This is a genomic window from Segatella sp., assembly GCF_977051555.1.
This window is the reverse complement of sequence record NZ_CDRSSE010000087.1, coordinates 1-17693: the sequence shown is the minus strand read 5'-3', so window position 1 is coordinate 17693 and position 17693 is coordinate 1. Positions and strand designations below refer to the sequence as shown.

Here is a 17693-nt window from a genome sequence, read left to right as displayed (position 1 = left end):
TTCTCATGTTTGTACAGTAAAGGGCCCTAAGGGTGAACTTTCTCAGTGGATTGATCCATCTATCAAGTTTAATAATGCAGATGGTCATATTAGCTTTGAAATCGATGAAAATAGTCCTGTAAATATTAAACAGAAGCAGGCTTTCCACGGTTTGTATCGCTCTCTCGTTAACAACATGGTTGTTGGTGTAAGCGCTGGTTATACAAAGGTTTTGGAATTGGTAGGTGTTGGTTATCGTGTTTCTAACCAGGGTAATATCATTGAGTTTGCTTTGGGTTACACTCACCCTATTTTCATCCAGTTGCCTAAGGAGATTAAGGTTGAGACTAAGTCTGAAAGAAACCAGAACCCAATCTTGACATTGGAGTCTTGCGACAAGCAGTTGTTGGGACTCGTTTGTGCAAAAATTCGTTCTTTCCGCAAGCCTGAGCCTTATAAAGGTAAGGGTATTCTCTTTAAGGGTGAAGTTATTCGCAGAAAGTCTGGTAAGAGTGCTTCAGCTAAGTAATTTTAATTATTTACGATTATGACAACAAAGAAAGTAGAAAGACGAATTAAGATAAAGTTCCGCATTCGTAAGAGTGTTAACGGTACAGCTGAGCGTCCACGTCTTAGTGTATTCCGCTCTAACAAGCAGATTTACGCTCAGGTTATTAACGATTTGACAGGCACTACACTTGCATCAGCTTCTTCACTCGGTTTGGAGAAGATGCCTAAGCAGGAGCAGGCAACTAAGGTTGGCGAACTCATTGCTGAGAAGGCTAAGGCTGCTGGTGTTGAGGCAGTAGTTTTCGACCGTAACGGTTACCTTTACCATGGTCGTGTAAAGCAGTTGGCTGAAGGTGCTCGTAATGGTGGTCTTAAATTTTAAACGATTATGGCAATGGATAAAGTAAAAATAAATAACGAAGAAGTACTTAAGGATCGCTTGGTTGCTATCAACCGTGTAACTAAGGTTACAAAGGGTGGTCGTACTTTCACATTCGCTGCTATCGTCGTTGTAGGTGACGGTAATGGCGTAATCGGCTACGGTCTTGGTAAGGCAGGTGAGGTTACTGCTGCTATCGCAAAGGGTACTGAAGCTGCTAAGAAGAACTTGGTAAAGGTTCCTGTACTCAAGGGTACTGTACCTCATGAGGTTGAAACTTCATTTGGTGGTGCTAAGGTTCTTATTAAGCCAGCTGCAGCCGGTACTGGTTTGAAGGCCGGTGGTGCTATGCGTGCAGTACTTGAGAGCGCAGGTATCAAGGATGTCATCGCTAAGTCTAAGGGTTCTTCAAATGCCCATAACCTTGTGAAGGCTACTATCGCAGCTCTTGCAGAGATGCGTGATGCTTATACTGTAGCAGGTGAGCGTGGTATCAGTATGGATAAAGTATTTAACGGTTAATTAGGAAAAATCGAATATGGCAACAATTAAAATCAAGCAGATTAAGAGTAAAATCGGTGCTCCAGTAGATCAGAAGCGTACTCTCGCTTGTCTTGGTCTCCACAAGATTTCTCAGGTTGTTGAGGTAGAGGATACTCCTAGCAACCGTGGTATGATCCGTAAGGTTCATCACCTCGTAAGTGTAGTTGATTAATTAATCTTTTTAAATTAGGAACGATTATGAAATTAAATAATTTGAAACCTGCTGCAGGTTCTACCCATTCACGTCGTCGTATTGGTCGTGGTCCAGGTTCTGGTCTCGGTGGTACTTCTACACGTGGTCATAAGGGTGCCAAGGCTCGTTCTGGTTATAAGAGAAAGATTGGTTTCGAAGGTGGTCAGATGCCATTGCAGCGTCGTGTTCCAAAGGCTGGTTTTAAGAATATCAACCATAAGGAGTACTTCGCAGTAAACCTTTCAACTCTTCAGGCTCTTGCTGAAGCAAAGAACCTTACTAAAATCGGTATTGAGGAACTTAAGGCTGCTGGCCTCACAAACGGCAAGGAGCTTGTAAAGGTTCTCGGTAACGGTGAACTTAAAGCAAAATTGGAAGTTGAAGCTAATGCTTTCTCAAAGACTGCCGAAGAAGCAATCAAGGCAGTAGGTGGTAATGCAACTATAATCTAAGTAAATGAAAAAGTTTATTGAGACACTAAAGAACTGTTGGAAGATAGAGGATCTCCGTCAGAGACTCCTCATTACTCTTCTGTTTACGGCTATTTACCGTTTTGGCTCGTTTGTGGTACTTCCAGGTATCAATCCGGGCATGTTGGAAAAACTTCAGTCGCAGACCTCTGGCGGTCTTATGTCGCTATTGGACATGTTCTCTGGTGGTGCATTTTCCAATGCATCTATCTTTGCACTCGGAATTATGCCTTATATCTCAGCTTCAATCGTTATGCAGCTTCTTGCTGTCGCTGTACCTTATTTCCAGAAGATGCAGCGCGAGGGCGAGAGCGGTCGCAAAAAAATACAATGGTATACTAGAGTCCTGACTGTGGCTATTTTGGTCTTTCAGGCTCCTAGTTACCTTTTGAATTTGAAAATGCAGGCTGCTAATGCTCTAGCCACAGGTATCAGTTGGACGGTATTCATGATTCCGGCAACAATTATCTTGGCTGCAGGTAGTATGTTTATCCTTTGGTTAGGTGAGCGTATCACAGACAAGGGAGTAGGTAATGGTATCTCTCTTATTATTATGATTGGTATTATCGCCCGTTTGCCACAGGCTTTCGTTCAGGAGGTAACTTCTCGTTTGCAGGCAATTTCTGGTGGTGGTCTTATCATGTTCATTGTAGAGATTCTTATCCTTTATGCTGTAGTTTGTGCTTCAATACTTTTGGTACAAGGTACACGTAAGATTCCTGTACAGTATGCTAAACGTTTGGTTGGAAATAAGCAATATGGTGGTGCGCGTCAGTACATTCCTTTGAAGCTTTTTGCAGCTAACGTAATGCCTATCATCTTTGCACAGGCTTTAATGTTTATTCCATTAGCAATAGTTCGCTATCAGTCAGAAAATGCTAGTAGTGTTGTTCAGCAGTTGATGGATAATCGTAGCTTGCTATATAATGTTGTTTATGTAATCTTGGTTATTGCATTTACTTATTTCTATACAGCTATTACATTGAATCCTACTCAGATGGCTGAGGATATGAAACGTAACAATGGTTTCATTCCTGGTGTAAAACCAGGAAAGGATACAGCTGAGTACATTGATACCGTAATGTCTCGTATTACTTTACCAGGTTCGTTATTTATTGCGTTTATTGCAATCATGCCTGCATTAGCAGGACTTCTCGATGTACAGCAAGCTTTCTCTCAATTCTTTGGAGGTACATCTCTATTGATTTTGGTTGGTGTTGTCATTGACACATTACAACAAATCGAGAGTCATTTGCTTATGCGCCACTATGATGGTCTTTTGAATTCAGGCCATACGCGTCAGGGTGGTGTTGCTGCATATTAATCTTTTTCTTTTGAAATGAGAAATTTCTGAAGACAGAAGATGAAATTATTCAGAGTGCAGTTTTACTTCATCTTCAAGTAAAGCTGACTTGAATTTACTATATTATGTGAGACGACTCTCCATTTGGATAGGTAATTCCTCATCCACTTGGAGAGCCTTTTCCCGCTAATATGTCATCTAATTATGATTTTTATCTGATAGTGATGGCACAAAGTTGCTCGAAAAGATAAAGCACAATTTTATCTTCATTCGTAGAAGTTTAACATTAAGAAGGACAAATATTTATATTATGGCAAAACAAGCCGCTATTGAGCAAGATGGAACAATTGTAGAAGCATTGTCAAATGCGATGTTCCGAGTAGAATTAGAGAATGGAGTTGACATCACAGCTCATATCTCTGGTAAGATGAGAATGCATTACATCAAGATTTTACCTGGTGATAAGGTAAAGGTGGAGATGAGTCCATATGACCTTACCAAAGGTAGAATTGTTTTTAGATACAAATAATAATCATATATAAGGTTATGAAGACAAGAGCATCATTAAAGAAGCGTTCAGCTGACTGTAAGATCGTTCGTCGTAAAGGTCGTCTGTTCGTTATCAACAAGAAGAACCCTAAGATGAAATTACGTCAGGGTTAATGTTAAAGTATTGTAAAAGTGCCGTTATTTCAAAAAATAGTTGTACTTTTGCACCGCTTTAAACGAAAGGTATTAATTTTTTAATTATTTATTTAAACAATGGCAATAAGAATTGTTGGAGTAGATTTGCCCCAGAATAAGCGTGGCGAAATCGCATTGACCTATATCTACGGTATTGGTCGAAGTAGTTCAGCAAAGATATTGGATAAGGCCGGTGTAAACCGTGACCTGAAGGTTAGCGAGTGGTCTGATGACCAGGCAGCTAAGATCCGTGAAATTATCGGCGCTGAGTTCAAAGTTGAAGGTGATCTCCGTTCAGAGATCCAGATGAACATTAAGCGACTGATGGATATTGGTTGCTATCGTGGAGTTAGACATCGTAATGGTCTTCCAGTTCGCGGTCAGAGCACAAAGAATAATGCTCGTACACGTAAGGGTAAGAAGAAGACTGTTGCTAATAAGAAGAAGGCTACTAAGTAATTCTGAAGGAGGAAATTAATTATGGCAAAGCAAAAAGCAACATCTAAGAAGAGAAATGTACGCGTTGACGCTATCGGTCAGCTTCACGTTCATAGCTCATTCAATAACATTATTGTATCTCTTGCTAACAATGAGGGTCAGATCATTTCTTGGTCTTCTGCTGGTAAGATGGGTTTCCGTGGTTCTAAGAAGAATACTCCTTATGCTGCTCAGATGGCTGCAGAGGATTGTGCAAAGGTCGCTTTTGATCTTGGTCTTCGTAAGGTTAAGGCTTATGTTAAGGGTCCAGGTAATGGTCGTGAGTCTGCTATCCGTGCTATTCACGGTGCAGGTATCGAGGTTACTGAAATCGTTGACGTAACTCCATTACCACACAATGGTTGCCGTCCTCCAAAGCGTCGTCGTGTATAACGCTTGAGGTTAGCATTATTAATTAAGATACAAACATTATAGCATTTATATAATATTATGGCTAGATATATAGGTCCGAAATCTAAAATTGCGCGTCGTTTTGGTGAGCCAATCTTCGGCGCTGACAAAGTTTTGTCCAAGAGAAACTTCCCTCCTGGACAGCATGGCAACAACCGTCGTCGTAAGATGTCTGAGTACGGTGTCATGTTGGCAGAGAAGCAGAAAGCTAAGTACACTTATGGTGTATTAGAGCGTCAGTTCCGTAATATGTTTGATAAGGCTGCTAAGGCTGATGGTATTACTGGTGAGGTTCTTCTTCAGAATCTCGAGTGCCGTCTTGATAACGTTGTATTCCGTCTTGGTATCGCTCCAACACGTGCAGCTGCGCGTCAGTTGGTTGGTCACAAGCACATCGTTGTTGATGGTAAGGTAGTTAATATCCCTTCATTCGCAGTTAAGCCTGGTATGGTTGTTGGTGTTCGTGAGAAGTCTAAGTCTCTCGAGGTTATCGAAGCAGCTCTTGCAGGTTTCAATCATAGCAAGTACCCATGGATTGAGTGGGACGATAATTCAAAGAGCGGTAAGTTCTTGCACAAGCCAGAGCGTGCCGACATTCCAGAGAATATTAAGGAGCAGTTAATCGTTGAGTTGTACTCTAAATAAATCATTACATTAATGGCGATATTAGCATTTCAAAAACCTGATAAAGTAGTAATGTTAGAGGCTGATAACAAGTTCGGAAAGTTTGAATTCCGTCCTTTGGAGCCTGGCTTCGGTGTTACCATTGGTAACGCCTTGCGCCGCATTCTCCTTTCATCATTGGAGGGTTATGCTGTTAACACTATCCGCATTGCGGGTGTTGAGCATGAGTTCTCTTCAGTTCCTGGTGTAAAGGAAGATGTTACTAACATTATCTTGAATCTCAAACAAGTTCGATTCAAGCAAGTAGTAGAAGAATTCGAGAATGAGAAAGTTAGTATCACCGTTGAGAATTCTACAGAATTCAAAGCAGGTGATATCGGTAAGTATCTGACTGGATTTGAAGTGTTAAACCCTGATTTGGTGATTTGTCATTTAGATGCCAAAGCTTCGATGCAGATCGATTTGACTATTAATAAGGGACGCGGTTATGTTCCTGCTGATGAGAATCGTCAATTCTGCACTGACGTTAACGTTCTCCCAATCGATTCCATCTACACCCCTATTCGTAATGTAAAGTACGCTGTAGAACCATATCGTGTTGAGCAAAAGACCGACTATGATAAGCTCGTACTTGAAATTACAACAGATGGTTCCATTAGTCCAAAGGATGCACTGAAAGAGGCAGCGAAGATTCTTATTTATCACTTCATGCTCTTCTCTGATGAGAAGATTACTCTTGAGACTCAGGATCAGGAGAGCAATCAGGAGTTTGATGAAGAGGTTCTTCATATGCGCCAGTTGCTTAAGACTCGTCTCGTAGACATGAATCTTAGTGTTCGTGCCCTCAACTGCTTGAAGGCAGCTGATGTTGAGACTCTTGGTGATTTGGTTCAGTTTAACAAGACTGACCTCTTGAAGTTCCGCAACTTTGGTAAGAAATCGCTCTCAGAGCTTGATGATTTGCTCGAGAGTCTGAATCTGTCTTTTGGAACTGATATTTCAAAGTATAAATTAGACAAGGAATCTTAAAGGTTCGTAGTCCAAAAAGCAAAAACAAAAAATGAGACATAATAAGAAATTCAACCATTTAGGTCGTACTGCTTCTCATCGTAACGCGATGTTGGCTAACATGGCTTCATCACTTATCTTGAGCGAGCACAAAAGAATCACTACGACCCTCGCAAAGGCAAAGGCTCTTAAGAAGTATGTTGAGCCATTGATTACTCGTTCTAAGAACGATACAACAACTTCACGTCGTGTAGTTTTCCGTTATCTTCAGAATAAGTATGCTGTTAAGGCTCTCTTCGGTGAGGTAGCTGAGAAGGTAGCTAACCGTCCAGGTGGTTACACTCGCGTAATCAAGTTGGGTACCCGTCAGGGTGATGCAGCTGAGATTGCTTTCATCGAGCTCGTTGACTTTGATGAGAATATGGCTAAGACTCAGAAGGCTGCTGCTAAGAAGACTCGTCGTAGTCGTAAGGCAACAAAGGCTGAAGAGGCTCCTGTAGCTGAGACTGAGGCTCCTGCAACAGAGGAGGCTCCAAAGGCTGAATAATTTTCAATCATCTCAGATAAATTTAGCGTCCTTGTCTTGACAAGGGCGCTTTTTTTGTCCTTTTTCAAAACTATCTGCTCTTTTAGGGTTTTTCCTAATCATTATTAGGGATTTTTTTGATTTTATTCTTTTAGTTCTTTGTATCTTTGCAGCAGAAATTTAAAGCTTAATGAAGATGAAAAAGATTATGCTTTTTGTAGCTTGCTCTTCTTTGCTGTTGAGTAGCTGCGATACTTATACGGGAAGTGGTGCTTATGCTGGTGCCACATTTGGTTCTATTCTTGGTTCTGCTATCGGTGGCTTGTCTGGTGGTCCTAGAGGTTCTGATATGGGTACTATCATTGGCATGGCTGGTGGTGCTGCCGTTGGAGCGGCCATTGGTAGTCAGGCTGACCAGAAATCCCAGCAGCAAAGAGAATCTGTTTATCGAGATAGATCACACCGTGATCAACACTCTTATCAGGATGGAGTTTATCAGCAATCTTCACCTGTTTATTCCAATGACGAAATCTTTGATTCAACTAATTCGGCTGGTGATAGGATTTATGATTTCAATGATAGGGATTATACCGGAAGTTATAGTGCTCAGCAGCCTGTTGCCACTATTCCTAGTTCTACACTGGAAGAACTTGGGCAGAATTATGCTTATTCATCCTCTTTGGAAATAATGAATGCTCGTTTTGTTGATTCAAATGAGGACAATACTTTGAATCGGAATGAAACAGCCAAAGTTATTTTTGAAATCCGAAATAACGGAGCTCACACGTTGTATGATGTAGTTCCAACCGTTATTGAGACTACCGGCAATAAGCATATTTTCATATCTCCAAGTGTTCATGTAGAAAGTATTGCTCCTGGTCATGTGATTCGTTATACAGCAATGGTCAAGGCTGATAACCGTTTGAAGAATGGTACAGCTTGTTTCTGTGTTTCTGTTATACAAGGCGGTAAGACGATTTCCAAGGTTAATCAGTTTGATATTCCGACAAAATCCAGATAATATTCCGGTAAGATAATGAATTTGTATGATAGTATCTTATTTTAGGATTCTGTTATATATAAAAAGGTAAAGGCGAGAATCAATGATGATTCTCGCCTTTACTTTTTGCTATATCTGTATTGTGCTTTTTTAGTTCAGCCTTTGTCACCTCTTTGCTTTTATGGTGCTCTGTTTTATTTATTACCTTTGAAGTAATTTTATTTGTTTCTTTTTTACTGCTGTGATGATTTTCCTTATTCCTGTCAGTAGTTCCCCACTTGTTAGGAAATTCATATTCAGTTTCAGCCACTTCGAAATCAATCTTAGGCAATTTTGTGTCCTCTGGCTTGTAAGGAATCGGGTTTTCCACCATTTCAACTTTTACAGTCGCTACGCCTTGTGCAATCATACCAATTTCTTTTGCAGCCTTCCATGATAGGTCGATGATTCTACCTCTTCCAAACGGACCTCTGTCGATGACTTTTACGATAGTACTCTTGCCATTGCTAAGGTTTGTAACCTTGAGGTGCGTTCCGAAGGGATAAAACCGATGTGCACATGTTAAACTGTCATGATGTATTCTCTGGCCGCTTGCAGAACGGGCACCTGTTGCTCTTTTAGAGTAATATGATGCCTTGCCGTGCTGGTGCTTTTGTCCGTAGCATGGAACCAGGCTGAATATAGCCAAGATGGCTGTGATGAAAGATTTTGTGACCATATCTTCTTATTTTATAGCGCAAATATAAAAAAAAATGCTGAAAGATGCAAGTAAATCTCAGAAAATCAGTATCTTTGCACAAACTTTAACTTCATTTATGGAAAATAATATACCTCAGGAGTGGAATAAATTCTACTTGAAAGACGTATCGTTTGTGAATCTGATGATGCGCCGTATCTACAATGTACTGATTGTAGCCAATCCTTACGATGCGTTCATGCTTGAAGATGATGGACGTATCGAAGAGAAGATATATAATGAATATATGGAGCTGGGTCTCCGCTATCCGCCAACCTTTACTCAGGTTTCTACTACTGAAGAGGCTGCTGCTGTGCTGCGTTCTACCGTCATTGATTTGGTGATTTGCATGCCTGGCAATGCTGATAATGATGCCTTCGATGTGGCGCGTGATGTCAAGGGTAAGTTTCCTAATATCCATTGTGTTGTTCTTACGCCTTTCTCTCATGGCATTACCAAGCGTATGGAGAATGAAGACTTGAGTATCTTCGATTATGTTTTCTGCTGGCTTGGCAACACCAATCTTATTCTTTCAATCATCAAGCTGATAGAGGATAAGATGAATCTTGAACATGACATACAGGAAGCAGGCGTGCAGATGATTCTGCTGGTAGAAGATTCTATCCGTTTCTATAGTTCTATATTGCCTAATCTCTATAATTATATATTGGAGCAGAGCAAGAACTTTTCTCAGGAGGCTTTGAACCGGCATGCGGCTACCATGCGTATGCGTGGCCGTCCTAAGGTGGTTTTGGCTCGTACTTATGAGGAAGCCCAGAAACTGTATGACAAGTATTCTGATAATACGTTGGGCGTAATCAGCGATGCACGTTTCCCGTTAAAGAGTGCTGCCAAAGCTTTTGGTAATGAGGTGATGCCTGAAGAGAAGCCTAAGCATCGTACGGATACTTTCGGTCGCGAGAAGTGTCCGGATGCTGGTTTGCAACTCTTCCGTTATATCAGGAAGAACGATCCTTTCGTTCCGCTTATCATAGAAAGTTCTGAAAGTGAGAATCGTGCGAAGGCAGAGGCAGAAGGTTTCCGCTTTGTTGACAAGAACTCGAAGAAGATGAGCGTAGATCTTCGCCGTCTGATGGAAGAGCACATGGGCTTTGGCGATTTCATATTCCGTGATCCTAAGACTCATGAGGAGATTATGCGCATTCATAGTTTGAAGGAATTGCAGGATAACATCTTCAATATTCCTAATGATTCCATGCTCTATCATATCAGCCGCAACCATATGAGCCGTTGGCTTTGTGCCCGTGCCATCTTCCCTGTATCTGCTTTCCTGAAGCATGTTACCTGGGAGAAATTGCAGGATGTGGATGCTCACCGACAGATTATCTTCGATGCCATCGTGCAGTATCGTCACATGAAAAACATCGGTGTAGTGGCTGTTTTCGACCGCATGAAGTTTGACAAGTATGCCCACTTTGCCCGCATCGGAGAAGGCTCCCTGGGCGGAAAGGGTAGAGGTCTTGCATTCCTGGACAACATCATCAAGCGCCATCCTGAGTTCAACCAGTATGAGAATGCCACCGTGCAGATTCCGAAGACCGTGGTGCTCTGTACCGATATCTTCGACGAGTTCATGATGAGCAACAATCTCTATCCGATAGCTTTGAGTGATGCTAGCGATGATGAGATACTGAAGCACTTCCTGCATGCCCAGCTGCCCGATTCGCTGATAGCCGACTTCTTCACCTTCTTTGAGGCAACCAAGAGTCCTATCGCAATCCGTTCAAGTTCGCTGCTCGAAGATGCCCACTATCAGCCGTTTGCCGGTATTTATTCTACCTATATGATTCCATATCTGGAAGATAAGTATCAGATGCTGCAGATGCTGGCCTGTGCCATCAAGGGTGTCTATGCTTCTGTGTTCTATCGCGACTCGAAGGCTTACATGACCGCAACGAGCAATGTCATCGATCAGGAAAAGATGGCTGTTATCTTGCAGCAGGTTGTGGGTAAAGACTATGGTACAAGGTTTTATCCTACCATGAGTGGTGTGCTCCGTTCGCTCAATTATTATCCGATAGGAGATGAAGAGGCTGAAGAGGGTATAGCCAGTCTGGCCTTGGGCTTGGGTAAATATATCGTAGATGGAGGTCAGACCCTTCGTGTTTGTCCTTACCATCCGAATCAGGTGCTCCAGACATCGGAAACCGAACTGGCTCTGCGCGACACCCAGACCCAGTTCTATGCGCTGGATATGAAGCATGTGGGCAATGATTTCAAGGTGGATGATGGCTTTAATATCCTCAAACTCCGGGTGAAGGATGCTGTAGAAGACCAGAGTCTTACCTATATCGCATCTACTTTCGATCCGTACGATCAGGTCATCAATGATGGAGTCTATGAGAATGGCCGTAAACTGATAACCTTCTCAAGTGTGCTCCAGCATGGAGTGGTGCCTTTGCCTGAGATACTGCAGATGTCGATGAAGTATGGAGCAGGCGCTATGCGCAGACCTGTGGAGATTGAGTTTGCCTGCAATATCAATAATGACAGGACTTGCGAATTCTATCTTCTTCAGATTCGTCCTATCGTCGATGCCAAGGAGATGCTTGATGAAGATGTGAAGGCTATCCCTGATTCCGACTGCCTTTTGCGTTCGCACAATTCGCTGGGGCATGGCATCAGCGAAGATGTGGTTGATGTGGTTTATGTGAAGTATGATGACCACTTCTCTGCGATGAATAATTTTTATGTAGCCGATGATATAGAACGAATCAACCGCAAGTTCCTTGCTGAAGGCAAGAACTATGTGCTGATAGGTCCTGGCCGTTGGGGTTCCAGCGACCATTATCTGGGTGTACCTGTAAAATGGCCGCATATCAGCGCTGCCCGGGTTATCGTAGAGGTGGCTCTGAAGAATTATAATATCGATCCTAGTCAGGGTACTCACTTCTTCCAGAACCTCACCTCTTTTGGCGTGGGATACTTTACAGTAGATACAAATACTGGTGAAGGCGGCTTTGTAAATAAGGAAATCCTGGATGCAATGCCGGCTGTAGAGGAGACGCAATATGTCCGTCATGTGCGCTTTGAGCACCCGATGAGAATTCTGATGGATGGTAAGAAGCAGGAGGGAGCCGTCTTGATTCCGAAGGGATGACGGGAAGAGTTGTCTCAGAATAGACATCAGAAACTTTCTGTTTCTAGTTAAAGATGTATTTACGGTAGTATGAAATCTTCGTTCATCGACGCTGAATGTCCGTTCAGCGACGTTGAATGTCCGTTCAGCGACGTTGAACCGCCGTTCAGCGTCGATGAACGGAGATTTCATCTAGCAGTAAAGACAATTTTATATGATATAAACAACAAATAATACTGGGAAAGTTTGGAATTTCCATCGAAAAGCCTTACCTTTGTTCCCATCTAAAATGAATGCCTTATGAAGAAGCAAAAACTGTTTGTACTATTATGGATGCTGGTATTGATATGCTTGCCGGTATCAGCAGAGGAGTATCGTAATCCGGTTATTCCAGGTTATCATCCCGACCCATCCGTGTGTCGGGTAGGAGATACGTTCTATCTCGTCAACTCTTCATTCCAGTATTTCCCTGGTGTGCCAATCTTCCAGAGTAAGGATCTGGTTCATTGGCAACAGATTGGTAATGTGCTTGACCGCGAGAGTCAGGTTCCCTTGAAGGGTGCCAACTCTGGGCTTGGCATCTATGCGCCTACCATCCGCTATCATGAGGGAACTTACTATATGATAACCACCAATGTAGGCAACGGCGGCAACTTCATGGTTACAGCCAAAGATCCCCGTGGTCCTTGGAGCGAGCCTGTCTGGCTGAAGCAGCAAGGCATCGATCCTTCGCTTTATTTTGAAAACGGAAAATGCTACATGGTGAGCAATCCGGGCGATGCAATCTGGCTCTGTGAGATAAACCCAAAGACGGGCGAACAGCTTACAGAGAGCAAGAAACTGTGGCAGGGTGATGGTGGACGTTATCCGGAAGGTCCGCATATTTATAAGAAAGACGGCTATTACTATCTTCTCATTTCGGAAGGTGGAACCGAACTGGCGCATCGTCTTACCATCGCCCGTAGCAGGAATATCGAGGGACCTTACGAGAGTAATCCCAATAATCCGATACTGACCAACTGCAGCAAACTGGGACAGTTGATGCAGATTCAGGGTACGGGTCATGGCGATTTTGTACAAGCTGGCGATGGCAGTTGGTGGATGATATTCCTTGCATACCGCAACTATGGCGGTTCTTATCATCACCTTGGTAGAGAAACCTATCTGGCTCCTGTGGAGTGGAAAGAGGGCGAATGGCCTGTAGTGAATGGTGGACTGCCTATCGATACTCTGGTGAAGGCTAACACCCTGCCGGGTGTTCCGCTGGAAAAGCATCTGGAAGCAGATGCAGAGGATGCACCGACGACCGGAGCTTTCGAATGGGTACAGTTGCAGAATCCTATTCCTGCCAAATATCTGCGTAATGATACGATGGCCGTGGATGAGAAGTTCTTCGTGCGTCTTTATCCTCATGGAACTCTGACGCAGAATCAGCAGCCTACCTTTGTGGGGCGCAGACAGGAGAGTGCCTGCTTTACCTTGGAAACGGATGTCGTTACGAAAGGTGATGCAGAGGCTGGTCTGTCAATCTACCAGATTCATGATGGTCATCTCGACCTCTTTGTTTCCAAGAATCAGGTGGCTTTGCGCTGCAAACTGAAAAGCATCGACTATATTGTGAAGAGCGTACCCCGTTTGCGCAAAGACGCTGTGAAACTGCGTATCAGCAGCGATGGCGAGATGTACCGTTTTGCCTATTCTTTTGATGGAAAGAAATTCTATGACTTGGGTTCCATGAACTGCTCCCTGATGAGTACCGAGGTTGCCGGTGGATTTACAGGTGTGGTTCTCGGTATGTTTGCTGAAGGCAAGGAAAAGAGCGGATATGCCGACTTCGGCTATTTCCATTACAACGAAAAATAAGATGTATTTCTATAACTCTTTATAGAAGAAAAGATAAATAAAATGTTAACAGAACAACAGACAGAAACATATCAGACAAACGACAGGAAATATCTTGTCCCGTTCATTCTCATTACGTCGCTCTTCTTTTTGTGGGGCTTCGCTCGTGCCATTCTGGATGTGCTCAACAAGCACTTCCAGAATGCTCTGCACATCAGTATTACTCATTCCGCCCTTATTCAGGTTACTACCTATCTGGGTTATTTCCTGATGGCAATACCTGCTGGCTACTTTATCAACCGGTATGGTTATCGCCGTGGTGTGGTCTTTGGTCTGCTCCTCTTTGGTGTGGGCGCCTTGCTCTTCATCCCAGGTGCTGCGGTGGGCAGTTTCTCGGCATTCCTGCTCTGCCTTTTCATTATCGGGTGCGGTTTGGTGTTCCTGGAAACAGCCGCCAATCCTTATGTTACCGAACTGGGTGCCAAGGAAACAGCTACCAGCCGACTGAACTTATCGCAGTCGTTTAATGGATTGGGTGGTATTTTTGCCACACTTTGCATCGGTCAGTTCCTCTTCAACCAGACAGAAGAGGGCGGTAATGTAGTGGTGCCTTATACCATTCTGGGTATTCTGGTGTTGTTGATAGCTCTGGTGTTCTCACGTGTAGATTTACCGGAAATCAGTCATGCGGCAACAGCTGAAGATGAAGCAGCCGGTTCTAATATCAGCAAACTCTTTGCCCATCACAAGATGTTCGTGTTCGGACTTTTTGCCTTGTTAAGCTATGAAGTGGCAGAGATTTCTATCAATTCCTACTTCATCAATTTCGTAACGGGCATGAATTGGATGGACGACCGCACGGCTTCCGTAGCCCTGACTTGTGCGCTGGCTTTCTTTATGGTAGGCAGATTTCTCGGATCCTGGATTATGCGCCGAATCAAGGCAACAACGATGTTGCTGATTTGTGCCGTAGGGTGTATTGTCTGCATACTTTTAGTCCTGTCAAATCTGGGTAAGATATCGCTCGTAGCCCTGCTTTGCAACTATATGTTCGAGGCCATCATGTTCCCTACCATCTTCAGTATCGCCCTCACGGGATTGGGCAATCTTACCAAGACAGCCTCTTCGCTTCTGATGATGACGCCTATCGGAGGTTGCGGTTTCCTGTTGATGGGACTCATCGCCGACCGTACTCATTTCACGCTTCCTTTCCTGGTACCGCTCGTAGGATTTGTCATCGTTCTGGCTTATGCGGTTCGTGAATATAAACTTGCCAAGAAGTAACTGGCGGTTGGACAGAAAGATGTAAATATAAAGATGTTAAATTGCTAACTGCGTTTAGCAAAACCTTTGTGATTGGTAGGGTATAAGTGCCGAATTAACTTTTTTAACTCGATTGCAACACGAAAAAACGAGTTATCATTTTGTTGTCTCAAAAGAAAAAGGTAAATTTGCAGTCGGTAAGGAAAGAGCCCCATAAGTTCTACACCTTATTATATAAGAAAGAAAAGAATGTTTCATTAAACAATAAATTAAGTAAAATTATGGCAGTAGATTACAAGAAAATCGGTCTTGTGAACACTAAGGAGATGTTCGCAAGAGCTATCAAGGGCGGTTGGGCCGTTCCTGCTTTCAACTTCAACAACTTGGAGCAGCTCCAGGCTATCATCCAGGCTTCTTCAAATTTGAAGTCACCAGTTATCCTCCAGGTATCTAAGGGTGCTCGTAAGTATGCTAACCCTACTTTGCTCCGTTACTTGGCAGAGGGTGCTGTAGAGTACGCTAAGGAGTTGGGTTGCAACCATCCTGAGATCGTTCTTCACCTCGATCACGGTGATAGCTTCGAGACATGTAAGAGCTGTGTAGATTTCGGCTTCTCTTCTGTAATGATCGATGGTTCTGCACTTCCATACGAGGAGAACATTGCATTGACAAAGAAGGTTGTTGATTACGCTCATCAGTTCGATGTAACTGTAGAGGGTGAGCTCGGTGTCCTCGCTGGTGTTGAGGATGACGTAGTAGCTGAGGAGTCTCACTATACAAAGCCTGAGGAGGTTGTAGATTTCGCTACACGTACAGGTGTTGATTCATTGGCTATCTCTATCGGTACTTCTCACGGTGCTTACAAGTTCAAGCCAGAGCAGTGCACACGTGACCCTAAGACTGGTCACCTCGTTCCTCCTCCATTGGCATTCGATGTATTGGCAGCAGTTGAGAAGCAGCTTCCTGGTTTCCCTATCGTTCTCCATGGTTCTTCTTCAGTTCCTCAGGAGTATGTTGATATCATCAACAAGTTCGGTGGCAAGTTGCCAGATGCAGTTGGTATCCCAGAGGAGCAGTTGACTAAGGCTTCTGAGAGCGCTGTTTGCAAGATCAACATCGACTCTGACTCTCGTCTTGCTTTCACAGCAGGTGTTCGTGAGACATTGGCTCTTCACCCAGAGTACTTCGACCCACGTCAGTACTGCGGTAAGGCTCGTGAGTACATGGTTGACCTCTATAGCCACAAGATCAAGGATGTTCTTCATTCTGACAACAAGTTGGCTAACCTCGACTAATCTTCGAGATTTTACAACACAAAATAATAGCGGGAATCCGAAAGGGTTCCCGCTTTTGTTTTATCTTTTTTTCGCGATTATACTATCTGTTGTTTTCATTTCCCCTTAGCGTTTCCATGAGCTGTTCAGGTGTACAGTTTTTTAATATCACCTTATTCTCTTTATCCAACAGGTAAATGGTTGGCATGGCTTTGAGCCCGTAAATCGTGCTCAATCGGTTATCTGCTACGATGCGGAGCAGACTGATGCCGGCTGGTATTGTCTGTTTGTCGAGCCATGCAGATATCTTGTGGCAGTTCTCGCAGTCAGGATCGTAGAAATATAAGATAACCTCCTTTTCCCGGTAATCGCTCAACTGATGAGGCTTGCCGTCTTCCAGCATAAAACTGATGTTGGTAGCCTGTGTGCCAGGCAAGTTCTTTCTTGCCTGTTTCAGTTTAAATCCTATTCTTTCTTTCTCGGTTTCATCGAAGTATGGCGATTTAGCCATGTCTTCCAGAAATAGGGCATATACCCTGTCGTTGCGCATGGGCGACTCAGGGTTCTCATAATAATGCTCGATGAGGCTTTCAAACTTCTCTTTGGATGGTTTCTGCTGGTAAGCTTTAGCTGTAAAGGCTGCAATCCCCTTCTGGGCTATTTCCTGGTCGAAACGTGCCAGAATATCGATGAAGTTGACAAAGCCCTGTTCTGCCATCTCCTTGTTTGCCAGTTCCAGGGGATCGGAAAAGCTGAAGTTGTCCCAATAGTGCTCACTCAGGTATGTTGCGCGTTGCTCTACACTGCGCAGACTATCTGGCAGAGCAGGGTATGGGAAACTGTTCTGAGCCTTGGTTGGGGCTAAGGCTCCAACCAGCATGAAGAAACTGAGGAATATGAATCTTGCCATCATCTTTTTATTGGAATTAATGATATTACTAACGGGTGCAAAATTACAAAATAAAATTGAAAGTGGCAAGGTTTTTTATATAAAAAATACATTGAATGATTTAGAATCACCTTGTTACTTACTTGTATACTCTTTATAATGATCACCAATACCTGAAGCTACTGAGAACTCTTGTTTTCTGAAGTTTACTTTCAACTGTTTCTTTTTCCTTTCAGTTTATTTTCAACTTATTTTTTAGCTCATCTGTATCTCAAGTTTTTGAATTTCGGCTGCAAAAATATAGTGAATATTTAAGACGACCAAACTTTTCTACACTGAAAAATACTGAAAATTCCCCCCCAGCCCGTCCGAGAACGGCCGTTTTGGGGTGTATCACATAGGGTGGAACCGCTATCGCGACTCCACCTAAGCCCATTTAAGGGCATATGTTTTTTCATCTTAAAATTTTGTTTTATGTTAAA

20 protein-coding genes are annotated in these 17693 nt (G+C 43.2%); 18 read left to right on the top strand and 2 right to left on the bottom strand.

What is annotated here, in order from left to right; all coding sequences use genetic code 11:
• The 14 genes from rplF to ACWJAO_RS13510 all read left to right on the top strand — a co-directional run.
• Positions 1–508 (top strand): 50S ribosomal protein L6 (gene rplF, locus ACWJAO_RS13575; RefSeq protein ID WP_449140611.1); only part of this gene is annotated, 508 nt, incomplete at its 5' end.
• Positions 509–526: 18 nt separating this feature from the next.
• The gene (gene rplR / locus ACWJAO_RS13570; RefSeq protein WP_022122151.1) at positions 527–871 is read left to right on the top strand and encodes a 50S ribosomal protein L18; all 345 of its coding nucleotides are present in this window, start codon (positions 527–529) and stop codon (positions 869–871) included.
• A gap of 6 nt (positions 872–877) precedes the next feature.
• Entirely contained in the window at positions 878–1390 is a 513-nt protein-coding gene (gene rpsE, locus ACWJAO_RS13565) for a 30S ribosomal protein S5 (RefSeq protein ID WP_144152561.1), read from the top strand.
• A 16-nt stretch (positions 1391–1406) separates the two neighbouring features.
• Positions 1407–1583 carry a 50S ribosomal protein L30 gene (gene rpmD, locus ACWJAO_RS13560; RefSeq protein WP_006848818.1) on the top strand — a complete coding sequence of 59 codons (177 nt, stop codon included), beginning with the start codon at positions 1407–1409 and terminating at the stop codon, positions 1581–1583.
• 26 nt (positions 1584–1609) lie between these two features.
• Positions 1610–2056 (top strand): 50S ribosomal protein L15, encoded by a 447-nt coding sequence (rplO, locus tag ACWJAO_RS13555; protein WP_006848817.1) that lies wholly within the window; start codon positions 1610–1612, stop codon positions 2054–2056.
• A gap of 4 nt (positions 2057–2060) precedes the next feature.
• Positions 2061–3398 carry a preprotein translocase subunit SecY gene (gene secY, locus ACWJAO_RS13550; protein ID WP_006848816.1) on the top strand — a complete coding sequence of 446 codons (1338 nt, stop codon included), beginning with the start codon at positions 2061–2063 and terminating at the stop codon, positions 3396–3398.
• 289 nt (positions 3399–3687) lie between these two features.
• On the top strand, positions 3688–3906 hold the full coding sequence (gene infA / locus ACWJAO_RS13545) for a translation initiation factor IF-1 (protein WP_006848815.1): 219 nt from the start codon (positions 3688–3690) through the stop codon (positions 3904–3906).
• A 17-nt stretch (positions 3907–3923) separates the two neighbouring features.
• On the top strand, positions 3924–4040 hold the full coding sequence (gene rpmJ / locus ACWJAO_RS13540) for a 50S ribosomal protein L36 (protein ID WP_006848814.1): 117 nt from the start codon (positions 3924–3926) through the stop codon (positions 4038–4040).
• Between the two features lie 99 nt (positions 4041–4139).
• On the top strand, positions 4140–4520 hold the full coding sequence (gene rpsM, locus ACWJAO_RS13535) for a 30S ribosomal protein S13 (protein ID WP_006848813.1): 381 nt from the start codon (positions 4140–4142) through the stop codon (positions 4518–4520).
• Positions 4521–4541: 21 nt separating this feature from the next.
• A complete protein-coding gene (gene rpsK, locus ACWJAO_RS13530) occupies positions 4542–4931 on the top strand; it encodes a 30S ribosomal protein S11 (RefSeq protein ID WP_022122153.1) in 390 nt (129 codons plus the stop codon).
• 57 nt (positions 4932–4988) lie between these two features.
• Positions 4989–5594, top strand: a complete 606-nt coding sequence (rpsD, locus tag ACWJAO_RS13525) for a 30S ribosomal protein S4 (protein ID WP_006848811.1) — start codon at positions 4989–4991, stop codon at positions 5592–5594.
• Between the two features lie 12 nt (positions 5595–5606).
• Complete coding sequence (locus tag ACWJAO_RS13520) at positions 5607–6602, top strand: DNA-directed RNA polymerase subunit alpha (RefSeq protein WP_006848810.1); 996 nt, start codon at positions 5607–5609, stop codon at positions 6600–6602.
• Positions 6603–6633: 31 nt separating this feature from the next.
• A complete protein-coding gene (gene rplQ, locus ACWJAO_RS13515) occupies positions 6634–7128 on the top strand; it encodes a 50S ribosomal protein L17 (RefSeq protein ID WP_022122155.1) in 495 nt (164 codons plus the stop codon).
• A 175-nt stretch (positions 7129–7303) separates the two neighbouring features.
• A complete protein-coding gene (locus tag ACWJAO_RS13510; protein WP_449140610.1) occupies positions 7304–8128 on the top strand; it encodes a hypothetical protein in 825 nt (274 codons plus the stop codon).
• A 79-nt stretch (positions 8129–8207) separates the two neighbouring features.
• On the opposite strand, the gene ACWJAO_RS13505 is transcribed toward ACWJAO_RS13510, so the two are convergent.
• Entirely contained in the window at positions 8208–8825 is a 618-nt protein-coding gene (locus tag ACWJAO_RS13505) for a septal ring lytic transglycosylase RlpA family protein (RefSeq protein WP_118079721.1), read from the bottom strand.
• Positions 8826–8922: 97 nt separating this feature from the next.
• On the opposite strand from ACWJAO_RS13505, the gene ACWJAO_RS13500 reads away from it, so the two are divergent.
• The 4 genes from ACWJAO_RS13500 to ACWJAO_RS13485 all read left to right on the top strand — a co-directional run bounded on the left by ACWJAO_RS13500 (position 8923) and on the right by ACWJAO_RS13485 (position 16343).
• Positions 8923–11964: a PEP/pyruvate-binding domain-containing protein gene (locus ACWJAO_RS13500; RefSeq protein ID WP_449140609.1), complete on the top strand. Its 3042-nt coding sequence runs from the start codon at positions 8923–8925 to the stop codon at positions 11962–11964.
• A 279-nt stretch (positions 11965–12243) separates the two neighbouring features.
• A complete protein-coding gene (locus tag ACWJAO_RS13495; protein ID WP_449140608.1) occupies positions 12244–13806 on the top strand; it encodes a glycoside hydrolase family 43 protein in 1563 nt (520 codons plus the stop codon).
• 42 nt (positions 13807–13848) lie between these two features.
• Positions 13849–15069 carry a sugar MFS transporter gene (locus ACWJAO_RS13490; RefSeq protein WP_449140607.1) on the top strand — a complete coding sequence of 407 codons (1221 nt, stop codon included), beginning with the start codon at positions 13849–13851 and terminating at the stop codon, positions 15067–15069.
• Positions 15070–15329: 260 nt separating this feature from the next.
• Positions 15330–16343: a class II fructose-bisphosphate aldolase gene (locus tag ACWJAO_RS13485; RefSeq protein ID WP_144152915.1), complete on the top strand. Its 1014-nt coding sequence runs from the start codon at positions 15330–15332 to the stop codon at positions 16341–16343.
• Between the two features lie 82 nt (positions 16344–16425).
• Here ACWJAO_RS13485 and ACWJAO_RS13480 read toward each other — a convergent pair whose 3' ends face one another.
• Entirely contained in the window at positions 16426–17232 is an 807-nt protein-coding gene (locus tag ACWJAO_RS13480) for a DUF5106 domain-containing protein (RefSeq protein WP_449140606.1), read from the bottom strand.
• Positions 17233–17693 lie beyond the last annotated feature (461 nt).

Coding starts and splice junctions, on each gene's coding strand:
- rpsK (WP_022122153.1), top strand. CDS start 4,542: ATGGCAAAGCAAAAAGCAACATCTAAGAAGAGAAATGTACGCGTTGAC.
- rpsD (WP_006848811.1), top strand. CDS start 4,989: ATGGCTAGATATATAGGTCCGAAATCTAAAATTGCGCGTCGTTTTGGT.
- ACWJAO_RS13490 (WP_449140607.1), top strand. CDS start 13,849: ATGTTAACAGAACAACAGACAGAAACATATCAGACAAACGACAGGAAA.
- ACWJAO_RS13500 (WP_449140609.1), top strand. CDS start 8,923: ATGGAAAATAATATACCTCAGGAGTGGAATAAATTCTACTTGAAAGAC.
- ACWJAO_RS13505 (WP_118079721.1), bottom strand. CDS start 8,825: ATGGTCACAAAATCTTTCATCACAGCCATCTTGGCTATATTCAGCCTG.
- rpsE (WP_144152561.1), top strand. CDS start 878: ATGGCAATGGATAAAGTAAAAATAAATAACGAAGAAGTACTTAAGGAT.
- infA (WP_006848815.1), top strand. CDS start 3,688: ATGGCAAAACAAGCCGCTATTGAGCAAGATGGAACAATTGTAGAAGCA.
- rplR (WP_022122151.1), top strand. CDS start 527: ATGACAACAAAGAAAGTAGAAAGACGAATTAAGATAAAGTTCCGCATT.
- ACWJAO_RS13510 (WP_449140610.1), top strand. CDS start 7,304: ATGAAAAAGATTATGCTTTTTGTAGCTTGCTCTTCTTTGCTGTTGAGT.
- secY (WP_006848816.1), top strand. CDS start 2,061: ATGAAAAAGTTTATTGAGACACTAAAGAACTGTTGGAAGATAGAGGAT.
- rpmD (WP_006848818.1), top strand. CDS start 1,407: ATGGCAACAATTAAAATCAAGCAGATTAAGAGTAAAATCGGTGCTCCA.
- ACWJAO_RS13480 (WP_449140606.1), bottom strand. CDS start 17,232: ATGGCAAGATTCATATTCCTCAGTTTCTTCATGCTGGTTGGAGCCTTA.
- ACWJAO_RS13520 (WP_006848810.1), top strand. CDS start 5,607: ATGGCGATATTAGCATTTCAAAAACCTGATAAAGTAGTAATGTTAGAG.
- rplQ (WP_022122155.1), top strand. CDS start 6,634: ATGAGACATAATAAGAAATTCAACCATTTAGGTCGTACTGCTTCTCAT.
- ACWJAO_RS13485 (WP_144152915.1), top strand. CDS start 15,330: ATGGCAGTAGATTACAAGAAAATCGGTCTTGTGAACACTAAGGAGATG.
- rplO (WP_006848817.1), top strand. CDS start 1,610: ATGAAATTAAATAATTTGAAACCTGCTGCAGGTTCTACCCATTCACGT.
- rpmJ (WP_006848814.1), top strand. CDS start 3,924: ATGAAGACAAGAGCATCATTAAAGAAGCGTTCAGCTGACTGTAAGATC.
- ACWJAO_RS13495 (WP_449140608.1), top strand. CDS start 12,244: ATGAAGAAGCAAAAACTGTTTGTACTATTATGGATGCTGGTATTGATA.
- rpsM (WP_006848813.1), top strand. CDS start 4,140: ATGGCAATAAGAATTGTTGGAGTAGATTTGCCCCAGAATAAGCGTGGC.